Genomic DNA, 19,252 nt, shown 5'->3' on the forward strand with positions numbered 1-19,252 from the left:
TCGTCAAAAGTTAATGGAATGGATGATCGACTTGTCGATCTCGTTGATGTCGCGCTTACCGCAGAGCGCCATCGTGACATCCAGCTCCTTGCGGATGATCTCAAGCGCCAGCGTTACGCCGTCCTTGCCCATCGCGCCGAGGCCGTAGAGGAACGGGCGACCGATGAAGACACCCTGCGCGCCCAGCGCGCGGGCTTTCAGCACATCCTGGCCGGAACGAATGCCGCCATCGACGTGGACTTCGATCGCGTCGCCGACAGCATCAACGATCGGCTGCAGCATGGAGATTGAAGATGGCGCGCCGTCGAGCTGTCGTCCGCCATGGTTCGACACGATGATAGCATCTGCACCGGACTTCGCCGCCATTCTTGCGTCTTCGGCATCGAGAATGCCCTTGAGGATGAGCTTGCCGCCCCATTGTTCCTTGATCCACGCAACGTCGTTCCAGTTGAGCTGTGGGTCGAACTGCTCCGCCGTCCAGGAGGAGAGCGAGGAAAGGTCGGTGACGTTCTTGGCGTGACCGGCGATGTTGCGGAAGGTGCGGCGCTGGGTGCCCATCATGCCAAGGCACCAGCCCGGACGGGTCGCCATCTGCCAGATATGTTTCGGTGTGAATTTCGGCGGGGCGGAAAGGCCGTTACGGATATCCTTGTGGCGCTGGCCCAGAATCTGGAGATCGAGCGTCAGCACCAATGCAGAGCAGCCCGCAGCCTTGGCGCGGCCGATCAGGTTCTTCACGAAGTCGCGGTCCTTCATCACATAGAGCTGGAACCAGAACGGCTTCTTCGTGACCGAAGCAACGTCTTCGATGGAGCAGATGCTCATGGTCGAAAGGGTGAAGGGAACGCCGAAGGCTTCAGCTGCCTGCGCTGCCAGCATTTCGCCGTCAGCGTGCTGCATGCCGGTCAGGCCCGTTGGGGCGAGAGCCACCGGCATGGACACTTTTTCACCGATCATCGTCGTTTCCAGCGAGCGGTTTGTCATGTCGACGAGAACGCGCTGGCGCAATTTGATCTTCTTGAAGTCGTCCTCGTTGGCGCGGTAGGTCGACTCGGTCCAGGCGCCAGAATCCGCGTAATCAAAGAACATCTTGGGGACGCGGCGCTGGGCAAGCCGCTTCAGATCGGCGATTTCAACGATGTTGGGCATCTATCCTACCCCTTGTGGTAATTTTTCTTGACCAATCGCATGACGGATCGCGCGGCTGAAATCAAGTACGAACAAGTACCGAATAACAATTGCCTCGCGGTTAATTGAAGGACCGGCTAATTCCTCTTATGGTAATGCCACACGCCCAAGGCAACTTCCTGCCGATCAGAGAAGGCGTTCCTGCAACTGAGCCCGCAATCGGGTTAGAGGGTAACGGATGAGCAAGGCCACCAAAACCGGTTTCATCGGCAAGCGATCCGCTGCTGCGGGTGGATGGGGTGCATTGAAAAGCTGCGGCAAGCAATTGCTCGCCAGCGGCGCTCCACTCTCCGGCGCGCGCACGCTTCTCAAGGCAAACCAGCCTGACGGGTTCGATTGCCCCGGTTGCGCCTGGGGCGATCCGGAACATGGCTCTTCGTTTGAGTTCTGCGAGAACGGCGTGAAGGCTGTCGCCTGGGAGGCAACCGACCGGCGCACGACGCCTGCCTTTTTCCGCGAACATACGGTTTCCGAGCTTCGCAGCTGGACGGATTACGATCTGGAAAATACCGGTCGCCTGACCCACCCGATGCGTTACAACGCTTCGACTGATCAATATGAAGCCATCGAATGGGACGAGGCTTTCAAGACCATCGGCGATATTCTCAAGAGCTTCGACAACCCGAACCGCGTCGAGTTCTATACGTCTGGCCGCGCTTCCAACGAGGCTGCGTTCCTCTATCAATTGTTCGTGCGCGCCTATGGCACCAATAATTTCCCCGACTGCTCCAATATGTGCCACGAGGCTAGCGGTGTCGCGCTGAAGCAGTCGGTCGGTGTCGGCAAGGGCACGGTGCTTCTGGAAGATTTCGAAATGGCAGACGCCATTTTCGTCGTCGGTCAGAATCCGGGCACCAATCACCCGCGCATGCTGGGCGATCTGCGCCGTGCGGCTGAACGCGGCGCGCGCATCGTCGTTTTCAATCCGATCCGAGAGCGCGGGCTGGAGCGGTTTGCCGATCCGCAGAACAAGCTTGAAATGCTGCATGGCGGCAGCGAAGCCATAGCAAGCGATTATTTCCAGCCGCGGCTTGGCGGCGACCTCGCCGCTTTCCGCGGCATGGCCAAGGCGGTTTTCGCGGCAGACGATGCAGCGCTCGCCGCAGGCAAGCCATCGATTCTCGACAGGGCCTTTCTCAGCACGCATACGGCGGAACTGGAAGCCTATCGTGCGGCTGTCGACGCGACCTCATGGGAGGAAATCGAGGATCAGTCCGGTCTTCTGCGGCAGTCGCTCGAACGCGCGGCGCAGATCTACATGCAATCGGAACGGGTCATCTGCACCTGGGCGATGGGCATCACCCAGCACCGCCATTCGGTTATCACGATCCGGGAAATCACCAATTTCATGCTGCTGCGCGGCAATATCGGCAGGCCGGGCGCGGGCCTCTGTCCGGTGCGTGGCCATTCCAACGTGCAGGGCGACCGCACCGTTGGCATCAACGAGCGGCCTCCGGTCGCGTTTCTCGATGCGCTGGAAAAGGAGTTCGGCTTCAACGTTCCGCGCGAGCCGGGGCATAATGTTCTGGGTGCCATCGGCGCGATGCTCGACGGATCGGCTCAGGCCTTTATCGGCCTTGGCGGCAATTTTGCACGGGCAACGCCGGACAGCCCGCTTATCTCGAAAGCGCTCTCCAGCCAGCGCCTGACGGTCCACATCGCAACCAAGCTCAATCATTCGCATCTGGTGCCGGGGCAGGATTCCTTCATCCTGCCGTGCCTCGGACGCACTGAAATCGATCTCAACTCCAAGGGCGTTGCGCAGATCGTGACGGTGGAGGATTCCATGAGCATGGTGCACGGTTCAGGCGGCATCAATGCGCCTGCATCTGCTCATCTGCGCTCGGAAGTGGCGATCATTGCAGGCATGGCGCAGGCGACGCTTGGGCCGCAGCCGGTCAATTGGCTGGAACTTGCCGACGATTATGATCTCATCCGCGACCGTATTGCCCGCGTATTGCCGGACTTTTACGACTTCAACAAGCGCGTGCGGGTTCCGCGCGGCTTCCATTTGCGCAACTCCGCCCGGGAACTGGAATGGAACACGACGAAGGGCAAGGCCACGTTCTGGACTGGCGCCCTGCCGGAATCCGTCGAGCACCAGCAGGCGCGCGGCACGCCCGGACGTTATGTATTGCAGACATTCCGCAGCCACGACCAGTATAACACCACCATCTACGGCATGGATGATCGTTATCGCGGTGTCTATGGCGAACGGCAGGTCGTCTTCATGAATGCCGACGACATGGCCGATCTCGGCGTCGAGGCCGGCGACCGGGCCGATATTGTTGGCGAGTTCGATGACGGCGTGGAGCGGATTGCCCGCGATTTCCGCTTCGTGCCCTACGATATTCCGCGCGGCTGCATTGCAGGCTACTACCCGGAAATGAACGTGCTGGTGCCGCTCGCCAGTTCCGGTGATGAAAGCTACACGCCGACCTCAAAGTCGGTGATTGTTTCGTTCCGTCCCCTGAAGTCGGCTGCCGCATGATGGATGAGAGCGAGGCGGAATATATGGCGTTCGTCGATGCTCTTATGGCTGCGTCCGGCAATCTTAGCGCGCTTGGTGCGGGGATTGTGGCAGGGCTGGCGCTGGATATCGCCTCAGACAGCCGAACCTTTGCGCGGTTGCTGGGCGTTGCCCATGCTCTCGTGCTCCGGGAAATTTCAGTGCTCGGGCAGGACCATGGTTATGTTCGGATCAGGCAGCGCGATCCGCGCACGCAGCGCACACGTTATGAATTGAACGCTGCCGGGCAAAGGCTTGTCCGGGAGGTGCAAGGGTAGAAGGCAATCGCCGGTGTTCCCGGAACATTTCTTCAAACTCTGCTTGTATTAGCATTTCTACTTATAAATTTTCTGATGAAAGGCAAAAGCCGCCAATTGTTTGGTGTAAACATTTCCGAAGAGATTTTGACAGCGAGAAATATGAAACCATATCTTTTACGACGCCGCTTTCGCGTGCGTGGCTTTCGTTGCACTCTCAAACGAACCGAACCAGCGAGATTCGTGTAAATGGCAGTAAATTCATTTGTTTACGGTTTGCGGAATGGAGGAGGGCGCGTTGTGAACCGGCACGTTTTTCCCCGTTTCGGGATGGCCGCCATAATTTTTGCCTGCATGGGGCTGCTTGTGCCGGGCGCAACGTTTCAGGCGCGGGCGGATGAGCTCAATGTCGTCCCGGTGGCGGCGGTCAAGGCGGTCGCCAGTGATTATCAGCCAAAGCTGACATTATCCGGGTCGATAGCTGCGCGATCGCTTGTCAATGTGTCGTTCCGGCTGAACGGTCAGGTCGTTCAGCGTCTGGTCGAAGTCGGCCAGCATGTGGAAAAGGGGCAGCCCCTCGCCAGTATCGACGATGTCGAACAGCAGGCTAATCTGCGCGTTGCGCAAGCCTCCAAGGATGCTGCGCAGGCGCAGCTGGTGCAGGCGGAGGCCAACTTTGCGCGACAGAAGGCCTTGCTGGCGCAAGGGTTTACGACGCGCAGCACTTATGATCAGGCAACCCAGAACCTTCAGACGACGCAAAGCGCCCTTGCCAGTGCGGAAAGCCAGCTCAACAACGCGCGCGACGAACTGTCCTACACCGAGTTGCAGGCGCCTGTTTCAGGCGTGATCACTGCGCGCAATGTAGAGGCCGGTCAGGTAGTGCAGGCGGCGCAGACGGCGTTTTCCATTGCCGAGGACGGTCCGCGCGATGCGGTCTTCGACGTGCAGGAAACGCTGGTCAACCATGCCAAGATCGGGATGGGTGTAACGATTTCCCTTCTCTCCGATGCTTCGATAAGCGCCGAAGGAAAGATCCGCGAAATTTCGCCGGTGGTCGATGCGCAGACCGGCACTGTGCGGGTCAAGGTCGGGATAGCGCAAACCCCGCCCCAGATGGCGCTGGGCGCCACGGTGACGGGCACGGTTCATATGGAAAGTGTGAAGGTCGTCGTTCTGCCATGGAGCGCGATGACTTCGGATGCAGGACGCACCGCTGTCTGGAGGCTCTCCAAGGATTCGAAAGTGGCAACGCTGGTTCCGATCAAGGTGCTCGCCTACGAAAAAGGCCGGTTGCTCGTTGAGAGCGGGCTACAGGAAGGCGAGCTGATCGTCACCAAGGGCGCGCAGATGCTGCGTTCCGGCGAACCGGCCGAGATCATGCCGGAACAGGAAGGGCTCGTTGCACAATGAAAACGGCAATCCAGTTTCCCACGATCCGCTCGGCGGGTTATGTCGCCTTGCTTGGCGCGGCGGTTCTGCTTAGCGCCTGTGGCAAGGAAGAAGACAAGCAGGCGGATTCGGACGTCGCGCGTCCGGTCCTTTACATGGTGGTCGAGCCCAAGCCTGTAACGCAGACGGGCTTTGCCGGTACGATCGAGCCTCGTTATTCCACCGATCTAGCCTTTCGTGTGCTGGGCCGGATCATCAATCGGCCTGTTCAGGTGGGCGATCTTGTAAAGAAGGACGAGATGGTGGCCATGCTCGATCCTGCCAATCTCGATCTTGCCGTCCAGTCCGCACGGGCCGATCTGGCGAGCGCGGAAGCACAGTTTGCCAACGCCTCGGCAAGCGAGGAGCGCCAGCGGATCCTGCTGAAGGGCAATAATGTTTCTCAGGCCGATTATGATGCGGCAAGGCAGGCGCGGGACAGCGCTCACGCAGGGCTCGAAAAGGCGCGGGCGGGTCTGAAAAAGGCGCAGGATCAGCGCAGCTATGCCGTGTTGCGCCCGGATTACGATGGCGTCATTTCCGCAACGAGCGCGGAAGTGGGGCAGGTTGTTGCCGCAGGACAAACGGTGATGACGGTCGCACGTCCGGATGTTCGAGAAGCGGTCCTCGATATTCCCGACAGCATGACGCAATATTTTGAACGGGACACGCCATTCAATGTGCAGCTTCAGGCCGACCCGACTGTCACCGGAAAGGGGACCGTGCGTGAGGTCGCCCCGCAGGCGGACGCCCAGACGCGCACGCGGCGCGTGCGCATTGCCCTCGACAATCCGCCCGACGGCTTTCGCCTCGGCGCGACGATCCGGGCGGCGATGGCTGCACCCGAACAGAACCTGGTAACGATCCCGATCCAATCCTTGCACGAAGAAAACGGCAAGACCGGAATCTGGGTCATCGATCCCGGAAAACAGACGGTTTCCCTTCGCGATGTGCAGGTTATCGAGCGGCGCGGCGGCAGCTTTGTCGCCGAGGGTGTCGATATCGGAAGCTACGTTGCGATTGCCGGTGTGAATGAGTTGAAGGAAGGACAGAAAGTCCGCCTGGACGCGAAAGGAACGGGTCTGTGAAGAAAGGATTCAATCTGTCTGACTGGGCTCTGAACCATCGGTCCCTGGTCTGGTACTTCATGCTCGTCTTTCTAGTCGCGGGCTTTATTTCCTACATCGATCTCGGCCGGGAGGAAGACCCGGAATTTACCGTCAAGACGATGGTCGTGCAGGCCAACTGGCCCGGAGCCTCCGTTGAGGAAACGCTCAATCAGGTTACGGACCGGCTGGAAAAGAAGCTCGAGGAGCTCGATACGCTCGACTATACCCGCAGCATAACGACGGCGGGCAAATCGGTCGTTTTCGTGTTTTTGAAAGATACGGCGCGCGCCGAACAGGTCAAAAAATCATGGACCGAGGTGCGTCACTTTCTGAACGACATTCAGAACACGCTGCCTCAAGGCGTTCTCGGGCCTTATTTCAACGACCAGTTCGGTGATGTTTACGGCAATGTCTTTGCCTTCACGTCGGATGGTCTTTCGATGCGGCAGCTGCGGGACTATGCCGAAAGCACGCGAGCGAAAATTCTCACCTTGCCGAATGCTGGCAAGGTCGAGCTGATCGGCGCGCAGGACGAGGCGATCTATCTGGAATTCTCCACACGTCAGGTTGCGGCGCTCGGACTGGACCAGCAGGCAATTCTGCAAGCCTTGCAGGACCAGAACGCCATCACGCCTTCCGGTGTCGTGGAAGCCGGTCCAGAACGCATCAGCGTGCGTGTCAGCGGGCAATTCACGTCGGAAGCCGACCTGCGCGCGGTGAATTTGCGCGTCAATGATCGCTTCTTCCGTCTTTCCGATGTGGCGACGATTACGCGTGGCTATGTCGACCCGCCGACATCGATTTTCCGGGTCAACGGGCAGGACGCCATCGGCCTTGGCATCGGCATGAAGCCGAACGGCAATCTGCTGGAATTTGGTGCGGCGCTTGACAAGATGATGAGCCAGGTGACGCAGGAACTTCCCGTTGGCGTGAATGTCTTCAAGGTCGCCGACCAGCCCGAAGTCGTCAAGGATGCGGTTTCCGGCTTTACCAGAGCGCTGTTCGAGGCTGTCGTCATCGTTCTGGCGGTGAGCTTCGTCAGCCTGGGCGTTCGAGCGGGCTTTGTCGTTTCGCTGTCGATCCCGCTGGTGCTGGCGATCACTTTCCTGGCAATGTCGCTGCTGGATATTTCGCTGCAGCGCGTGTCACTCGGTGCGCTGATCATTGCGCTCGGCCTTCTGGTCGATGATGCGATGATCGCGGTGGAAATGATGGTCGCGCGGCTGGAGGCAGGCGATCCGATCAACAAGGCGGCGACCTACGTTTATACCAGTACGGCTTTCCCGATGCTGACGGGCACGCTTGTGACCATTGCCGGCTTCATACCCATCGGGCTCAACAGCAGCCAGGCCGGTGAGTACACGTTCACATTGTTCGTGGTAATTGCGGTTTCGCTGATTGTCTCGTGGATCGTGGCAGTGCTGTTTGCGCCTTTGCTGGGGGTCACCTTCCTGCCGAAGAAAATGAAGGCGCATGAAGAAAAGCGAAGCCGCTTCTTCGAAATATTCTCGCAGGTCCTGCTCGCGGCCATGCGGCATAAATGGATCACGATCATCGCGACCATCGCACTTTTTGCCGTGTCGGTTTTCGGGATGGGCTTCATCGAACGGCAGTTCTTCCCGCAGTCGGATCGCCCGGAACTGGTGCTCGACTGGACGCTGCCGCAGAACAGTTCCATCACCGACACCAGAGCGCAGATGGAAAAGTTCGAAGCGACGATGCTCAGGGATAATCCCGATGTGGATCACTGGAGCACCTATATCGGGCAAGGGGCTATCCGCTTCATCCTATCCTTCGATGTGCAGCCGGCGAACCCTTATTTCGGACAGATGGTCGTCGTTGCCAAGGACATTGAAGCGCGCGACAGGCTCCGCGACAAGTTCAACGAGGTGTTGCGCAAGGACTATGTCGGCACGGACGTCTATGTGAAATATCTGGAGCTTGGACCGCCGGTAGGGCGTCCGGTGCAGTATCGCATTTCGGGACCGGACATCCAGAAGCTGCGGGGTGTCGCGCAGGATTTTGCCGGTATCCTGAGTGCGGACAAGCGGCTTGGCGTCGTCAACTATAACTGGAACGAGCCTGGCCGGGTCATTCGCGTCGATGTGATGCAGGACAAGGCGAGAAAGCTCGGCATATCCTCAAAGGATATTGCAACGACCCTCAACGGTATCGTTGGCGGGATCACGATCACGCAGGTGCGGGATTCCATCTACCTGATCAACGTGATCGCACGGGCGCAGAAGCAGGAACGGGATTCGATCGATACGCTTCAGAGCCTCCAGATCGCAACCGGCAACGGGACTTCGGTGCCCTTGGCGGCGATTGCGAATTTCCGGTATGAGCTGGAGCAGCCGGTTATCTATCGTCGGTCGCGTATTCCCACCATCACGGTTGCCGCCGGCATCATCGACAAGACGATGCCGGATACGATCGTCAAGGATCTGGAACCAGCCATCAAGACCTTCGCCGACAAGCTGCCAGCGGGATATTATGTCCAGACGGCAGGTACGGTGGAGGAAAGCGGCAAGAGCCAGGGACCAATTGCGGCGGTCGTTCCGCTGATGCTGTTCGTCATGGCAACGGTCCTGATGATACAGTTGCAGAGCTTCCAGCGGCTGTTCCTTGTGGTGGCTGTGGCGCCGCTCGGGTTGATCGGTGTCGTTGCCGCTTTGCTGCCAAGCGGCAAGCCGCTCGGTTTCGTGGCGATCCTCGGCGTGTTGGCGCTGGTCGGCATTCTCATCCGCAACTCGGTCATCCTCATCGTGCAGATCGAGGAGCATATCATCGAGGGCATGCACCCATGGGATGCAGTGACACAGGCCAGCCAGCACCGAATGCGCCCCATTGCCCTGACGGCGGCGGCGGCAAGCCTGGCGCTGATCCCCATCGCGCGCGAAGTGTTCTGGGGGCCGATGGCCTATGCCATGATGGGTGGCATCATCGCGGGCACGGCAATCACGCTCCTCTTCCTGCCGGCACTCTATGTCGCCTGGTTCCGGATCAAGGAGCCGGAACGCAACGGCGATGCGCCGCCAGCCGAGGCACATACTGCTTCGCCATCGCACTAACAGAAAAGCCCGGTTACGACCGGGCTTTTTTCATGAGATTGTCACTTGCCATTGGTTCTATATAGGTTCTATTATGTAAGTTATGAATAGAACCACATTGATCACGGCGATTGAAGAGCGCGGCCTGCATGATCCGCAGCTTACGGGGCCGCTTTACCGGAACCTCGCACGCATTCTCGGTGAGTTGATCGAGGAAGGGGAGCTTGCGCCCGCTGTCGGCCTGCCGCCGGAGCGCGATCTGGCGGAACAGCTTGGCGTGGGCCGTATCACTGTTCGCAATGCCTATAAGGAATTGCTGACACAGGGCGTGGTGGAAGCGCGGCGCGGCAGCGGCACCTTCGTCGCGGAGCGCCCGGCACGCATCAGCCAGCATCTGTGGCGCCTGACTTCGTTTTCCGAGGACATGCTGTCGCGCGGCAAGGAGCCGGGCGCGCGCGTCGTCACCAACAAGGTCGACAGGCCATCGCCGGACGAAGCTTTCCGGCTGGGGGTCGGTGTCGATACGACCGTGGTGCGGCTTGACCGCCTGCGTCTCGCCGACGGAGTGCCGATGGCTTTTGAGCGCGCGGTGGTTCCACGCCATTTTCTGGACCAGGATCGCGTCGATGAAACCTCGCTTTACGGCGCTCTGGCGCGGCGCGGCCACAAACCGGTACGCGCCTTGCAACGCCTGACGGCGGTCACGCTCGATCCCGGCATAGCCCGCCTGCTTGGCGTGCATCGGGGCGCGCCCGCACTGCTTATCGAGCGCGTCTCGCATCTCGAAGACGACCGGATCGTCGAATATACCCGTTCGCATTATCGCGCCGATGCCTATGACTTCGTCGCGGAACTGAAAATTGGAGAATGACCATGAACAGCCCTTCCTCCCTGATGCTGCAGGAAACCGAACAGTCGCCAGCCGTCGTCGCCGGTCTGCTTGAGAAGGAGGCAGGCACGTTCGCGGAAATCGCGCGCATCTTCCAGAAGAGCGAACCTGCCGTCATCACCACCGCCGCGCGCGGTTCGTCCGACCACGCGGCAACATTCTTCAAATATCTGATGGAAATCACGATGGGCATTCCCGTCGCGTCCATCGGTCCATCGGTGGCATCGGTCTATGGTTCCAAGCTGAAGCTCAAGAACGGCCTGCATTTCACCGTGTCGCAATCGGGTGCCAGCCCCGATATTGTTGCGGCGCAGGAAGCCGCCAAAAAAGGTGGTGCAACGACAATCGCCGTCGTGAACGTCGTCGATAGTCCGCTTGGTAACGCTGCCGACGTTGTGCTGGCGCTCCATGCCGGTGAAGAAAAAAGCGTTGCTGCAACCAAGTCGTTCATCGCCGCGGTCGCCGCGCTTTCGGGCGTCGTTGCTTCGGCCAGCGCTGACGCAAGCCTGCAAGCCGGATTGCAGCGCCTGCCGGAAGCGCTTGCTGCAACACGGCCCGACGGCCGCGAGGCAGTGGAAAACCTTCTGTTCAATGCGCGTTCGCTTTATACCGGTGGTCGCGGCACGGCCTTTGCGATTGCACTCGAAGCTGCGCTGAAGGCAAAGGAAACCGCGAATATCCATGCCGAAGCTTTCTCTCTGGCCGAACTGATGCATGGTCCGATGCGTCTGGTGGAGGAGGGCTTCCCGATTGTTTCTTTCCTCCCACGCGACGAAGCATTTGACACCAACATGCAGGCGTTGAAGCGGCTGCACTCGTTCGGGGCGAGCATCGTATCGCTATCCGATGCGGAAACGCCGGGCTTCCGGTTGCCATCGGCGAGCACGGGTAACGCGCATCTCGATCCGCTGGTTTCCCTCATCAATTATTACCGCGTCATTGAAGCGGTCACGCGCCGCAAGGGGTTCGATCCCGACAAGCCGCGCAATCTCAACAAGGTTACGGTGACGGTATGACGAAAAAATCAGCAATAGCAGGGGCGCGTATCTTCGACGGCGAGCGCTTTCACGACCAGAGCGCGCTGGTGTTCGGCGATGGCCGGATCGAAGCCATTGTGCCGGAAGCCTCGCTTGGCGAGGCCTATGAGGTCGAGCGTCTGAATGGCGGCATTCTGGCCCCCGGCTTCATCGATGCGCAGGTGAATGGCGGCGGCGGGCGCATGCTGAATGATCAGCCAACGCCCGAAACCATGTTCACGATTGCCAAGGGGCATCGCATATATGGAACGACGAGCCTTTTGCCCACGCTGATTACCGATACGACGCCGGTTCGCGACCGCGCCATCGAAGCGGCGATTGAAGCGGTCAAGGCCGACAAGGGCGTTGCCGGCCTGCATCTTGAGGGGCCGCATCTGGCGCCTGCGCGCAAGGGCGCCCATCTGGCGGAACTGATGCGTCCCGTCAATGATGCCGATATTGCGCTCTATATCCATACGGCAAAGCAGATCGGCACCTTGCTGGTCACGCTTGCTGCCGAGCAGGTCACGCCTGAGCAAGTGCGCCGGTTGAGCGATGGCGGTGTCGTCGTCAGCATCGGCCACAGCGACACTACAGCGGAAGAGGCGTTCAAGCGCTTCGATGCCGGTGCGCGGAGTGTCACCCATCTTTTCAACGCCATGAGCCAGATCGGCCACCGAGCGCCGGGGCTTGCAGGCGCGGCGCTCGATCATCCCGACATCTGGTGCGGCATCGTTGCCGATGGTCATCATGTCGATCCGATGGCGCTGCGGCTTGCACTCAGGGCAAAGCGCGGCGACGCGCATCTGTTTTTCGTGACGGATGCCATGGCTTTGGTCGGTTCGGACTCGGAAAGCTTCGAGATCAACGGGCGCGCCGTCCGTCGTGTGCCGGGCGGCATTTGCTCCAAGCTCGTGCTGGCGGATGGCACCATTGCCGGTTCCGATCTCGACATGGCGTCGGCTGTTCGTTTCGGCGTGGCCGAGCTGGAACTCACACTGGCCGAGGCGCTGCGCATGGCGAGCCACTATCCCGCGCGCTATCTGCGTCTTGATGATCGCGGTACATTCCGACCCGGCATGCGAATGGATGCGGTCCATCTTGATGACGGATTGTTTGCGAAAGCCACGTGGCTTTCGGGTGAAAAGCAGATCGCGGGGTAAGGACGATGACCGAAATCACCGATCGTTATTTCAATGATCTGATCGCCCGGCTCTCCGGCCTGCGCGATCGCCTTGCCGATCCGATGGCCAAGGCGGCTGAACTCATCGCCGCTGCGGCCAAGGCGGATCGCCGCGTTTATGTGTTCGGCACCGGTCATTCGCATATGATGGCGGAAGAGCTGCATTATCGTGCAGGCGGACTGGCAATCACCGTGCCCATTCTCTGCGGGGCGATCATGCTGCAGGACGGGGCGGTGGCAAGCTCGCATTTCGAGCGGATCGAAGGAGCGGTGCTACCAATTCTAGAACGCTATGGCATTCGCGAAGGCGACGTGCTGATCGTCGTGTCGAATTCCGGCGTCAATGCCGCTCCCATCGAGGCAGCACGTTTTGCGCGTGAGAAGGGCGCTGCCGTTATTGCGGTTACCTCCGTCACCTATTCCAACGCCATCGCCAAGGGGCGCACGCAATTGCTTTCTCTGGCCGATGTCGTTCTGGACAATGACGCGCCTGCGGGGGATGCGGTGCTGGAAGTCGAAGGCAGTGCGCTGAAAGTCGGCCCGGTTTCAACCGCGCTTGGCGTGACCATTCTCAATGCCGTTTTTGCCGATGTGGCGGCAAGGCTGGTGGGCGAGGGCGACGCCCCGATCTATCTCAGCGCCAACATGCCGGGCTCTGGCGATGTGAACCGCTCGCTTGTTGCCCGCTATCGTAATCGCAACCCGCATCTTTGATGCTGGTCCGCATCCCGGAACGCGGGATGCGGCTCGAAACAAAATTGGACAATCTTTCTTCCAAAGTCGCTTGATAGCGCAATCCCGTCAGTGCATTACGCATTCTGGCATGGCCGGGGCCGCTTCGTGGATTAGGTTTGCGATGTGGTCGCCCTGGCTTGCGCCTTCGAAAATTTGAGGAAGTCCGATGCATAATTTCGTCCTGACCGTCACCTGCAAGTCCACCCGTGGTATCGTTGCCGCGATTTCGGGTTATCTTGCCGGCAAGGGTTGCAACATCATCGATAGCGCCCAGTTCGACGATCTGGACACCGGTCGCTTCTTCATGCGCGTCAGCTTTATTTCCGAAGAAGGCGTAGCGCTCGACGTGCTGCGTGAGGGCTTTGCGTCCGTGGCGGCACCTTTCGACATGAATTTTGAGTTCCATGACAATGCCCACCGCACCAAGACATTGCTGATGGTTTCGCGTTTCGGCCATTGCCTGAACGATCTGCTCTATCGCTGGAAGATCGGCGCACTGCCGATCGATATTGTCGGCGTGGTCTCCAACCATTTCGATTATCAGAAGGTTGTCGTCAATCACGACATTCCGTTCCATCACATCGCCGTAACCAAGGCCAACAAGCCGGAAGCCGAGCAGCGCCTTCTGGATATCGTGGAAGATACCGGCACCGAACTGGTGGTGCTTGCGCGTTACATGCAGGTTCTGTCCGACCAGCTTTGCCAGAAGATGTCGGGCCGGATCATCAATATCCACCACTCGTTCCTGCCGTCCTTCAAGGGCGCAAATCCTTACAAGCAGGCTTATGAGCGTGGCGTGAAGCTGATTGGCGCGACCGCGCATTATGTGACGGCTGATCTTGATGAAGGCCCGATCATCGAGCAGGATGTGGCGCGCATCACGCACGCACAGAGCGCCGCCGACTACGTGTCGATTGGCCGTGACGTGGAAGCGCAGGTTCTGGCGCGAGCCGTTCACGCCCATATCCATCACCGCTCATTCCTCAACGGCAACCGCACAGTTGTATTCCCTGCTTCTCCGGGCTCCTTCGCCTCCGAACGCATGGGGTGATCGACCAGTCGATATTTACGCACTGACGGTCTGCAAATGGTGCCTCTCTGCGCTTCCGGTGCTCATGTACCTTAAAGTACACTCCGCTCCGGTTCTCGAGAGGTCACCATTTTCGCCGCGTCATTGCAAAAACCTCAACCGGTCGATGCGTTGTGCCAATTCAAATATTAAGCCAATAAAAAACCCCGCCGAATGAACTGCCCCCATAAAGTTGGACGGTTGAAGGGCTGGGATGATTTAGGGGCTGGGTCCTGTATTGCACAGGGCTCAGCCCTTTGAGTTTCATGCGGATACGATCGTTGTTGTAGTAGTGGATGTAGTCCTCGACGCCCTGACGCAGGCTGTCAATGCTGTCGAAGCGGTTGGGATAGAAGAACTCGGACTTGAGCGTGGCGAAGAAGCTCTCCATTGCGGCGTTGTCGAAGCAGTTTCCCTTGCGCGACATGCTTGCTGCGATATTGCGGCTTTCGAGCATCCGGCTCCATTGCGGCATCTGATACTGCCAGCCCTGGTCGGAATGCAGGATCGGCCTGTCCTCGTCATTGAGGCGGCTCACTGCTTTGTCGAGCATGTCCTTGACCAGCTTGAAGATGGGTCGCCTCGCGGTCTCGAAGGCGATGATCTCGCCGTTGTGCAGGTCCATGACCGGCGACAGGAACAGCTTTTCGCCGGCGACATTGAACTCGGTGACATCGGTCGCCCACTTCTGGTTCATGCGCTTCGCCCAGAACTGACGTTGCAGCAGGTCGGGTGCCACACGGCCAGCCTGACCCTTGTAGGACCGGTACTTCTTGGGTCGGACCAGCGACTTCAGTCCCATCTCAACCATCAGCCGCTGGACGGTCTTGTGGTTGACCGCGCCTCCACGTCCACGGATCGCCGCCGTCACCCGGCGATAGCCGTAGCGGCCCTTGTGTTCGTCGAAGACCGAGCGGATCGTTGACTTCAAAGCCTTATGCCGGTCGCCCGACGACAGCACCTTGAGTTGATAATAGAACGTGCTGCGCGCCAGGCCGGAAAGCGCCAGCAGGCCGTCGAGTGGATGGAGCGGCCTTAACGCCTGGACTGCTTGCGTCCGCTCAGTGCGCGACGCGCCTGCGTTAAGGCCTCCAGTTTTTTTAGGTAGGCATTCTCCATGCGCAGATAGGCCAGTTCAGCCAGCAACTCCTCGCGGCTCCTGGCTTCATCACTTGGTGGTCCATCCCCGCCGGTGTTCGTAACCGGGGGTGGAGCGACAGGTGGTTTGGCCATGGATCGGGACCCGCCTCTTCGGCGCGGAACCAAGGCTTCAAGCCCGCCGCGCTCATATTGCCTCTCCCAGACCGAGAGGCAGCCAACGTTGCGAATGTCGAACAGCGCTGCCGCCTGCCGACGCGACAGGCCATCCTTCCACATCCGTTCGAGGACCGATAGCCTGAACTGAGCCCTGAACTGGGCATCGTAATGGCTGTGCTTCCGAGATAAGCCAGCCACGCCATGGGCCGCGTGACTGGCGACCCACCTGCGGACCATGGAATGGTCGAGCCCGAAACGCAAACCAACCTCTCGGTAGCTGTGCTTGCCGTCGCCGTGATACGACACGACCTCCTGCTTGAATGTGCTGCTGTATTTGGACATGCAAAACCCCCGAAGTTGGGTGTCCAACTTTCGGGGGTCAGTTCACGAAGCGGGGTTTTCTTTTGATCCTGAACCAGACCGATCAGTCGATGTCGAAGGAAACGCCCTGTGCCAGCGGCAGAGCCTTCGAGTAGTTGATGGTGTTGGTTGCGCGGCGCATATAAGCCTTCCACGCGTCCGAACCCGATTCACGACCGCCGCCGGTTTCCTTTTCGCCGCCGAATGCGCCGCCGATTTCAGCACCAGAAGTGCCGATGTTGACGTTGGCGATGCCGCAATCCGAACCTTCAGCCGAAAGGAAGCGCTCTGCTTCCTGCAGGTTGAGCGTAAAGATCGAGGACGACAGGCCTGCGCCGACAGCATTGTGGCTCGCCAGAACATCGTCAAAGTCGGAATACTTCATGACGTAGAGGATCGGGGCGAAGGTTTCTTCGAGAACCGGGCCTTCCTGCTTCGGCATTTCGACAATGGCCGGACGCACATAGTAAGCGTTTTCATGGCCAGCATCGACGCGTTCGCCGCCCTGTACCTTGCCGCCGTGAGCTGCTGCTTCCTTGAGCGCCTTCTGCATGTTGTCGAAAGCAACCTTGTCGATCAGCGGACCGACCAGAGCGCTGGTTTCAAGCGGGGAACCAACGGTGACGCTGGCATATGCCTTCTGGAGACGCGGGACGAGAGCGTCGTAAACGCTTTCATGCACGAAGAGACGGCGCAGCGTGGTGCAGCGCTGGCCAGCGGTGCCCATTGCGCCGAAAGCGATTGCGCGCAGCGCCATGTCGAGATCGGCCGACGGGCAGACGATGCCGGCATTGTTGCCGCCCAGTTCGAGAATTGCGCGAGCAAAACGCTTGGCAAGGCGCGGACCGACTTCGCGGCCCATGCGGGTCGAGCCGGTTGCCGAAACGACCGGGACCTTTGGGCTGTCGACGAGGACTTCACCGATTTCACGATCACCGAGCAGAAGCTGCGAGATACCTTCCGGCGCATCGCCGAAACGCTTCAGGGCACGCTTGAAGATCGCATCGCAGGCAAGAGCGGTCAGAAGGGTCTTTTCAGATGGCTTCCAGACGACCGAGTTGCCGCAGACGATTGCAAGAGCGGCGTTCCACGACCAGACGGCGACGGGGAAGTTGAAGGCAGAGATAACGCCGACGACGCCGAGCGGATGCCAGGTTTCCATCATGCGATGGCCAGCGCGTTCGGTTGCGATGGTGAGACCGTAGAGCTGGCGGGACAGGCCGACCGCGAAATCGCAGATGTCGATCATTTCCTGCACTTCGCCGAGGCCTTCCGAAGGAATCTTGCCAGCTTCGAGCGAAACGAGACGGCCAAGATCTTCCTTGGAAGCACGCAGCTCTTCACCGAGCAGGCGGATCAGCTCGCCGCGCTTTGGGGCTGGAACGTTGCGCCAGGCGCGGAAGGCTTCGTCGGCCTTGTCGATGATCTTGACGGCATCTTCCTTGCTGTGGGTCTTGACCGCAGCAATCTGTTCGCCCGAAACAGGGCTGAAACCGGCAAGGTTGCCACCGGTATAGGCGGATGCATCCACGCCGAGTTTGGAAAGCAGATCGGCGGCTTCCTTCTTCACGTCGATTTTTCTAACAGCGGTGTTCATGGCTTTCCTCTCTGTATGAGTTGTTTGCGCATAATCCTGTCCGAGAAGTTCGCAACTTTTCGGGGTTATGCGTTTATTCCGCCGCTTCGAGGCCCTTCAGGCCTGCTCGAACGGCTTCGATGGATTCGCGTTCGATGCGGGCATAGTGCTCGAATTCATTAAGCACTTTCGCGCCCAGATCATCCTCGAAACGCTTCTGGTTGGGGCTTTCAACAAAATCCTGCGTTTCGTCGTCGCCCAGATTGGACTGGAATATACCGGCAGCGCTGACCGGCAGGAAGTCTTCATAGATGATCGGGTCGAACTGAACTGCGCCTGCTTCAATCAGAGCCTCGATATCGGTATCCGGCTTGAAAGCTGCAAGACGTGCCGCATCCTTGACCGAATAGGCGAAGTAGCCGAGGCCTTCCTCACGCACGCCAGCCCATGTATCGGGGAAGGCCGCGAAAGTATCGCTCAGCGCCTTCACATATTCAGCCGCATTCGAGCCGTCCGGGGCAGGGCGGGCAATAGCGCGGGTGTCGTTGAGAAGCTTGTCGTAAAGCGCACGGCCCTTTGGCGTGAGCGCCACGCCGCGCTGTTCGATCTCGCCGAAACGGGCGGTATGCGAGCCCGGTGTCCAGGTTCCGTCCGGGTTGACGAAAGATACTTCTTCTTCCAGCGCCTTGAAAGAGGTCTGGCGCAGGAGGATCGGGCACTTGCGGGTTGGCGGGCCTTCAACAACGGCTTTCGGGTTGATGCCGCGTTCCGGCATCTGGGCCTGCACGGCGTCGATGTCGAGCGTGCGCGGCGTCAGATGGTTGATATGCGGACCCTTGAAGGAAACGACATCAGCGATCAGGCGATGTGCGTCATGCAGGCGATGATAAAGTTCGGCGCTGACATTGGCGTGATCGTGCCAGCGGAAGGTTTCCAGCACTTCAGCCACAAAGGCTTTAGCATCTTCATCGTTGAGGCCGCCTTCAGCTTCCGCCTTTTCGACGAGCGCGATGGCGCCAGCGGTGAAGATGTTGCGCTTGGAGAGAACTTCCTCCGATTCAGCGCGCAGCTTTTCATCGGCGATGAGGTCAAGGCGCAGAAGCGAGGTGAAGACGCGGAACGGGTTGTGTTTCAGCGCTGCATCGGCGACCGGGCGGAAGGCTGTCGAATGGACCGGAACGCCAGCGGCGCTCAGATCGTAATAGCCGACCGGGAACATGCCCATGACCGCGAACACACGGCGCATCATGGAAAGCTCGGCAGCAGTGCCGAGACGGATTGCGCCGTGGCGCTCTTCCGAGATGCGCTCAAGCGAATCTGTTTCCGTCAGGCGTTCATGCAGGTGGCTGTCATCCGCCAGCACCTTGGCGTTCACATCGGCAACGAGTTCCATCAATGTGCCATAAGCAGGCACTTCCTGCTTGTACATGGCAGACATCGCAGCCGAGAAGGCGGAACGAATGGCGTCCGGCGAAACGAATTTCTGGTCTTTCATGGCGAAAATTTCCGTCGAGTGGGGCATCTTCGGGTGGCGCATGTCTTGTTTGGGAGGATCATGCATGGATTATGATGAAAATGTATCATATAGACCGTTTTGCGGTTATGCTTGCGACGAAAGCAACT

Annotated in this window: 13 protein-coding genes and 1 pseudogene; 10 read left to right on the top strand and 4 right to left on the bottom strand. The window is 59.3% G+C overall.

The window, feature by feature from the left end; all coding sequences use genetic code 11:
• Positions 1 to 3 precede the first annotated feature (3 nt).
• Positions 4 to 1,149: an alpha-hydroxy acid oxidase gene (locus ACS5UA_RS00190; protein ID WP_006467487.1), complete on the bottom strand. Its 1,146-nt coding sequence runs from the start codon at positions 1,147 to 1,149 to the stop codon at positions 4 to 6.
• Positions 1,150 to 1,366: 217 nt separating this feature from the next.
• Here ACS5UA_RS00190 and ACS5UA_RS00195 point away from each other — a divergent pair, with 217 nt between their 5' ends.
• From ACS5UA_RS00195 to purU, 10 genes are all read left to right on the top strand, one after another.
• Positions 1,367 to 3,679 (top strand): FdhF/YdeP family oxidoreductase, encoded by a 2,313-nt coding sequence (locus tag ACS5UA_RS00195; protein WP_253176923.1) that lies wholly within the window; start codon positions 1,367 to 1,369, stop codon positions 3,677 to 3,679.
• Positions 3,676 to 3,975 (top strand): hypothetical protein, encoded by a 300-nt coding sequence (locus ACS5UA_RS00200; protein WP_021587041.1) that lies wholly within the window; start codon positions 3,676 to 3,678, stop codon positions 3,973 to 3,975. The genes ACS5UA_RS00195 and ACS5UA_RS00200 overlap by 4 nt, the downstream gene beginning before the upstream one ends.
• A gap of 228 nt (positions 3,976 to 4,203) precedes the next feature.
• Positions 4,204 to 5,367, top strand: a complete 1,164-nt coding sequence (locus tag ACS5UA_RS00205) for an efflux RND transporter periplasmic adaptor subunit (RefSeq protein ID WP_443101061.1) — start codon at positions 4,204 to 4,206, stop codon at positions 5,365 to 5,367.
• Positions 5,364 to 6,473: an efflux RND transporter periplasmic adaptor subunit gene (locus ACS5UA_RS00210; RefSeq protein ID WP_113474623.1), complete on the top strand. Its 1,110-nt coding sequence runs from the start codon at positions 5,364 to 5,366 to the stop codon at positions 6,471 to 6,473. The genes ACS5UA_RS00205 and ACS5UA_RS00210 overlap by 4 nt, the downstream gene beginning before the upstream one ends.
• Complete coding sequence (locus ACS5UA_RS00215; protein ID WP_151657801.1) at positions 6,470 to 9,565, top strand: efflux RND transporter permease subunit; 3,096 nt, start codon at positions 6,470 to 6,472, stop codon at positions 9,563 to 9,565. Before ACS5UA_RS00210 ends, ACS5UA_RS00215 begins: the two co-directional genes overlap by 4 nt.
• Before the next feature lie 82 nt (positions 9,566 to 9,647).
• Positions 9,648 to 10,415 carry a GntR family transcriptional regulator gene (locus ACS5UA_RS00220; protein ID WP_006467481.1) on the top strand — a complete coding sequence of 256 codons (768 nt, stop codon included), beginning with the start codon at positions 9,648 to 9,650 and terminating at the stop codon, positions 10,413 to 10,415.
• Between the two features lie 2 nt (positions 10,416 to 10,417).
• Positions 10,418 to 11,449 carry an SIS domain-containing protein gene (locus ACS5UA_RS00225; protein WP_443101062.1) on the top strand — a complete coding sequence of 344 codons (1,032 nt, stop codon included), beginning with the start codon at positions 10,418 to 10,420 and terminating at the stop codon, positions 11,447 to 11,449.
• The gene (nagA, locus tag ACS5UA_RS00230) at positions 11,446 to 12,612 is read left to right on the top strand and encodes an N-acetylglucosamine-6-phosphate deacetylase (RefSeq protein ID WP_443101063.1); all 1,167 of its coding nucleotides are present in this window, start codon (positions 11,446 to 11,448) and stop codon (positions 12,610 to 12,612) included. The genes ACS5UA_RS00225 and nagA overlap by 4 nt, the downstream gene beginning before the upstream one ends.
• Positions 12,613 to 12,617: 5 nt before the next feature.
• Positions 12,618 to 13,346: an SIS domain-containing protein gene (locus ACS5UA_RS00235; protein ID WP_021587034.1), complete on the top strand. Its 729-nt coding sequence runs from the start codon at positions 12,618 to 12,620 to the stop codon at positions 13,344 to 13,346.
• Positions 13,347 to 13,533: 187 nt separating this feature from the next.
• Positions 13,534 to 14,418 carry a formyltetrahydrofolate deformylase gene (gene purU / locus ACS5UA_RS00240; RefSeq protein WP_006467477.1) on the top strand — a complete coding sequence of 295 codons (885 nt, stop codon included), beginning with the start codon at positions 13,534 to 13,536 and terminating at the stop codon, positions 14,416 to 14,418.
• A gap of 238 nt (positions 14,419 to 14,656) precedes the next feature.
• Here the strand turns inward: purU and ACS5UA_RS00245 are convergent.
• The 3 genes and pseudogenes from ACS5UA_RS00245 to hglS all read right to left on the bottom strand — a co-directional run.
• Positions 14,657 to 16,035 (bottom strand): annotated as a pseudogene (locus ACS5UA_RS00245) (IS3 family transposase); the annotation flags it as partial.
• 82 nt (positions 16,036 to 16,117) lie between these two features.
• Positions 16,118 to 17,650, bottom strand: coding sequence for an L-piperidine-6-carboxylate dehydrogenase (gene amaB, locus ACS5UA_RS00250; RefSeq protein ID WP_443101064.1), 1,533 nt, complete (start codon positions 17,648 to 17,650; stop codon positions 16,118 to 16,120).
• Positions 17,651 to 17,723: 73 nt separating this feature from the next.
• Entirely contained in the window at positions 17,724 to 19,124 is a 1,401-nt protein-coding gene (gene hglS, locus ACS5UA_RS00255) for a 2-oxoadipate dioxygenase/decarboxylase HglS (RefSeq protein ID WP_443101065.1), read from the bottom strand.
• Positions 19,125 to 19,252 lie beyond the last annotated feature (128 nt).

It is taken from the genome of Brucella sp. RRSP16, assembly GCF_052246815.1.
Lineage (GTDB): Bacteria > Pseudomonadota > Alphaproteobacteria > Rhizobiales > Rhizobiaceae > Brucella > Brucella intermedia.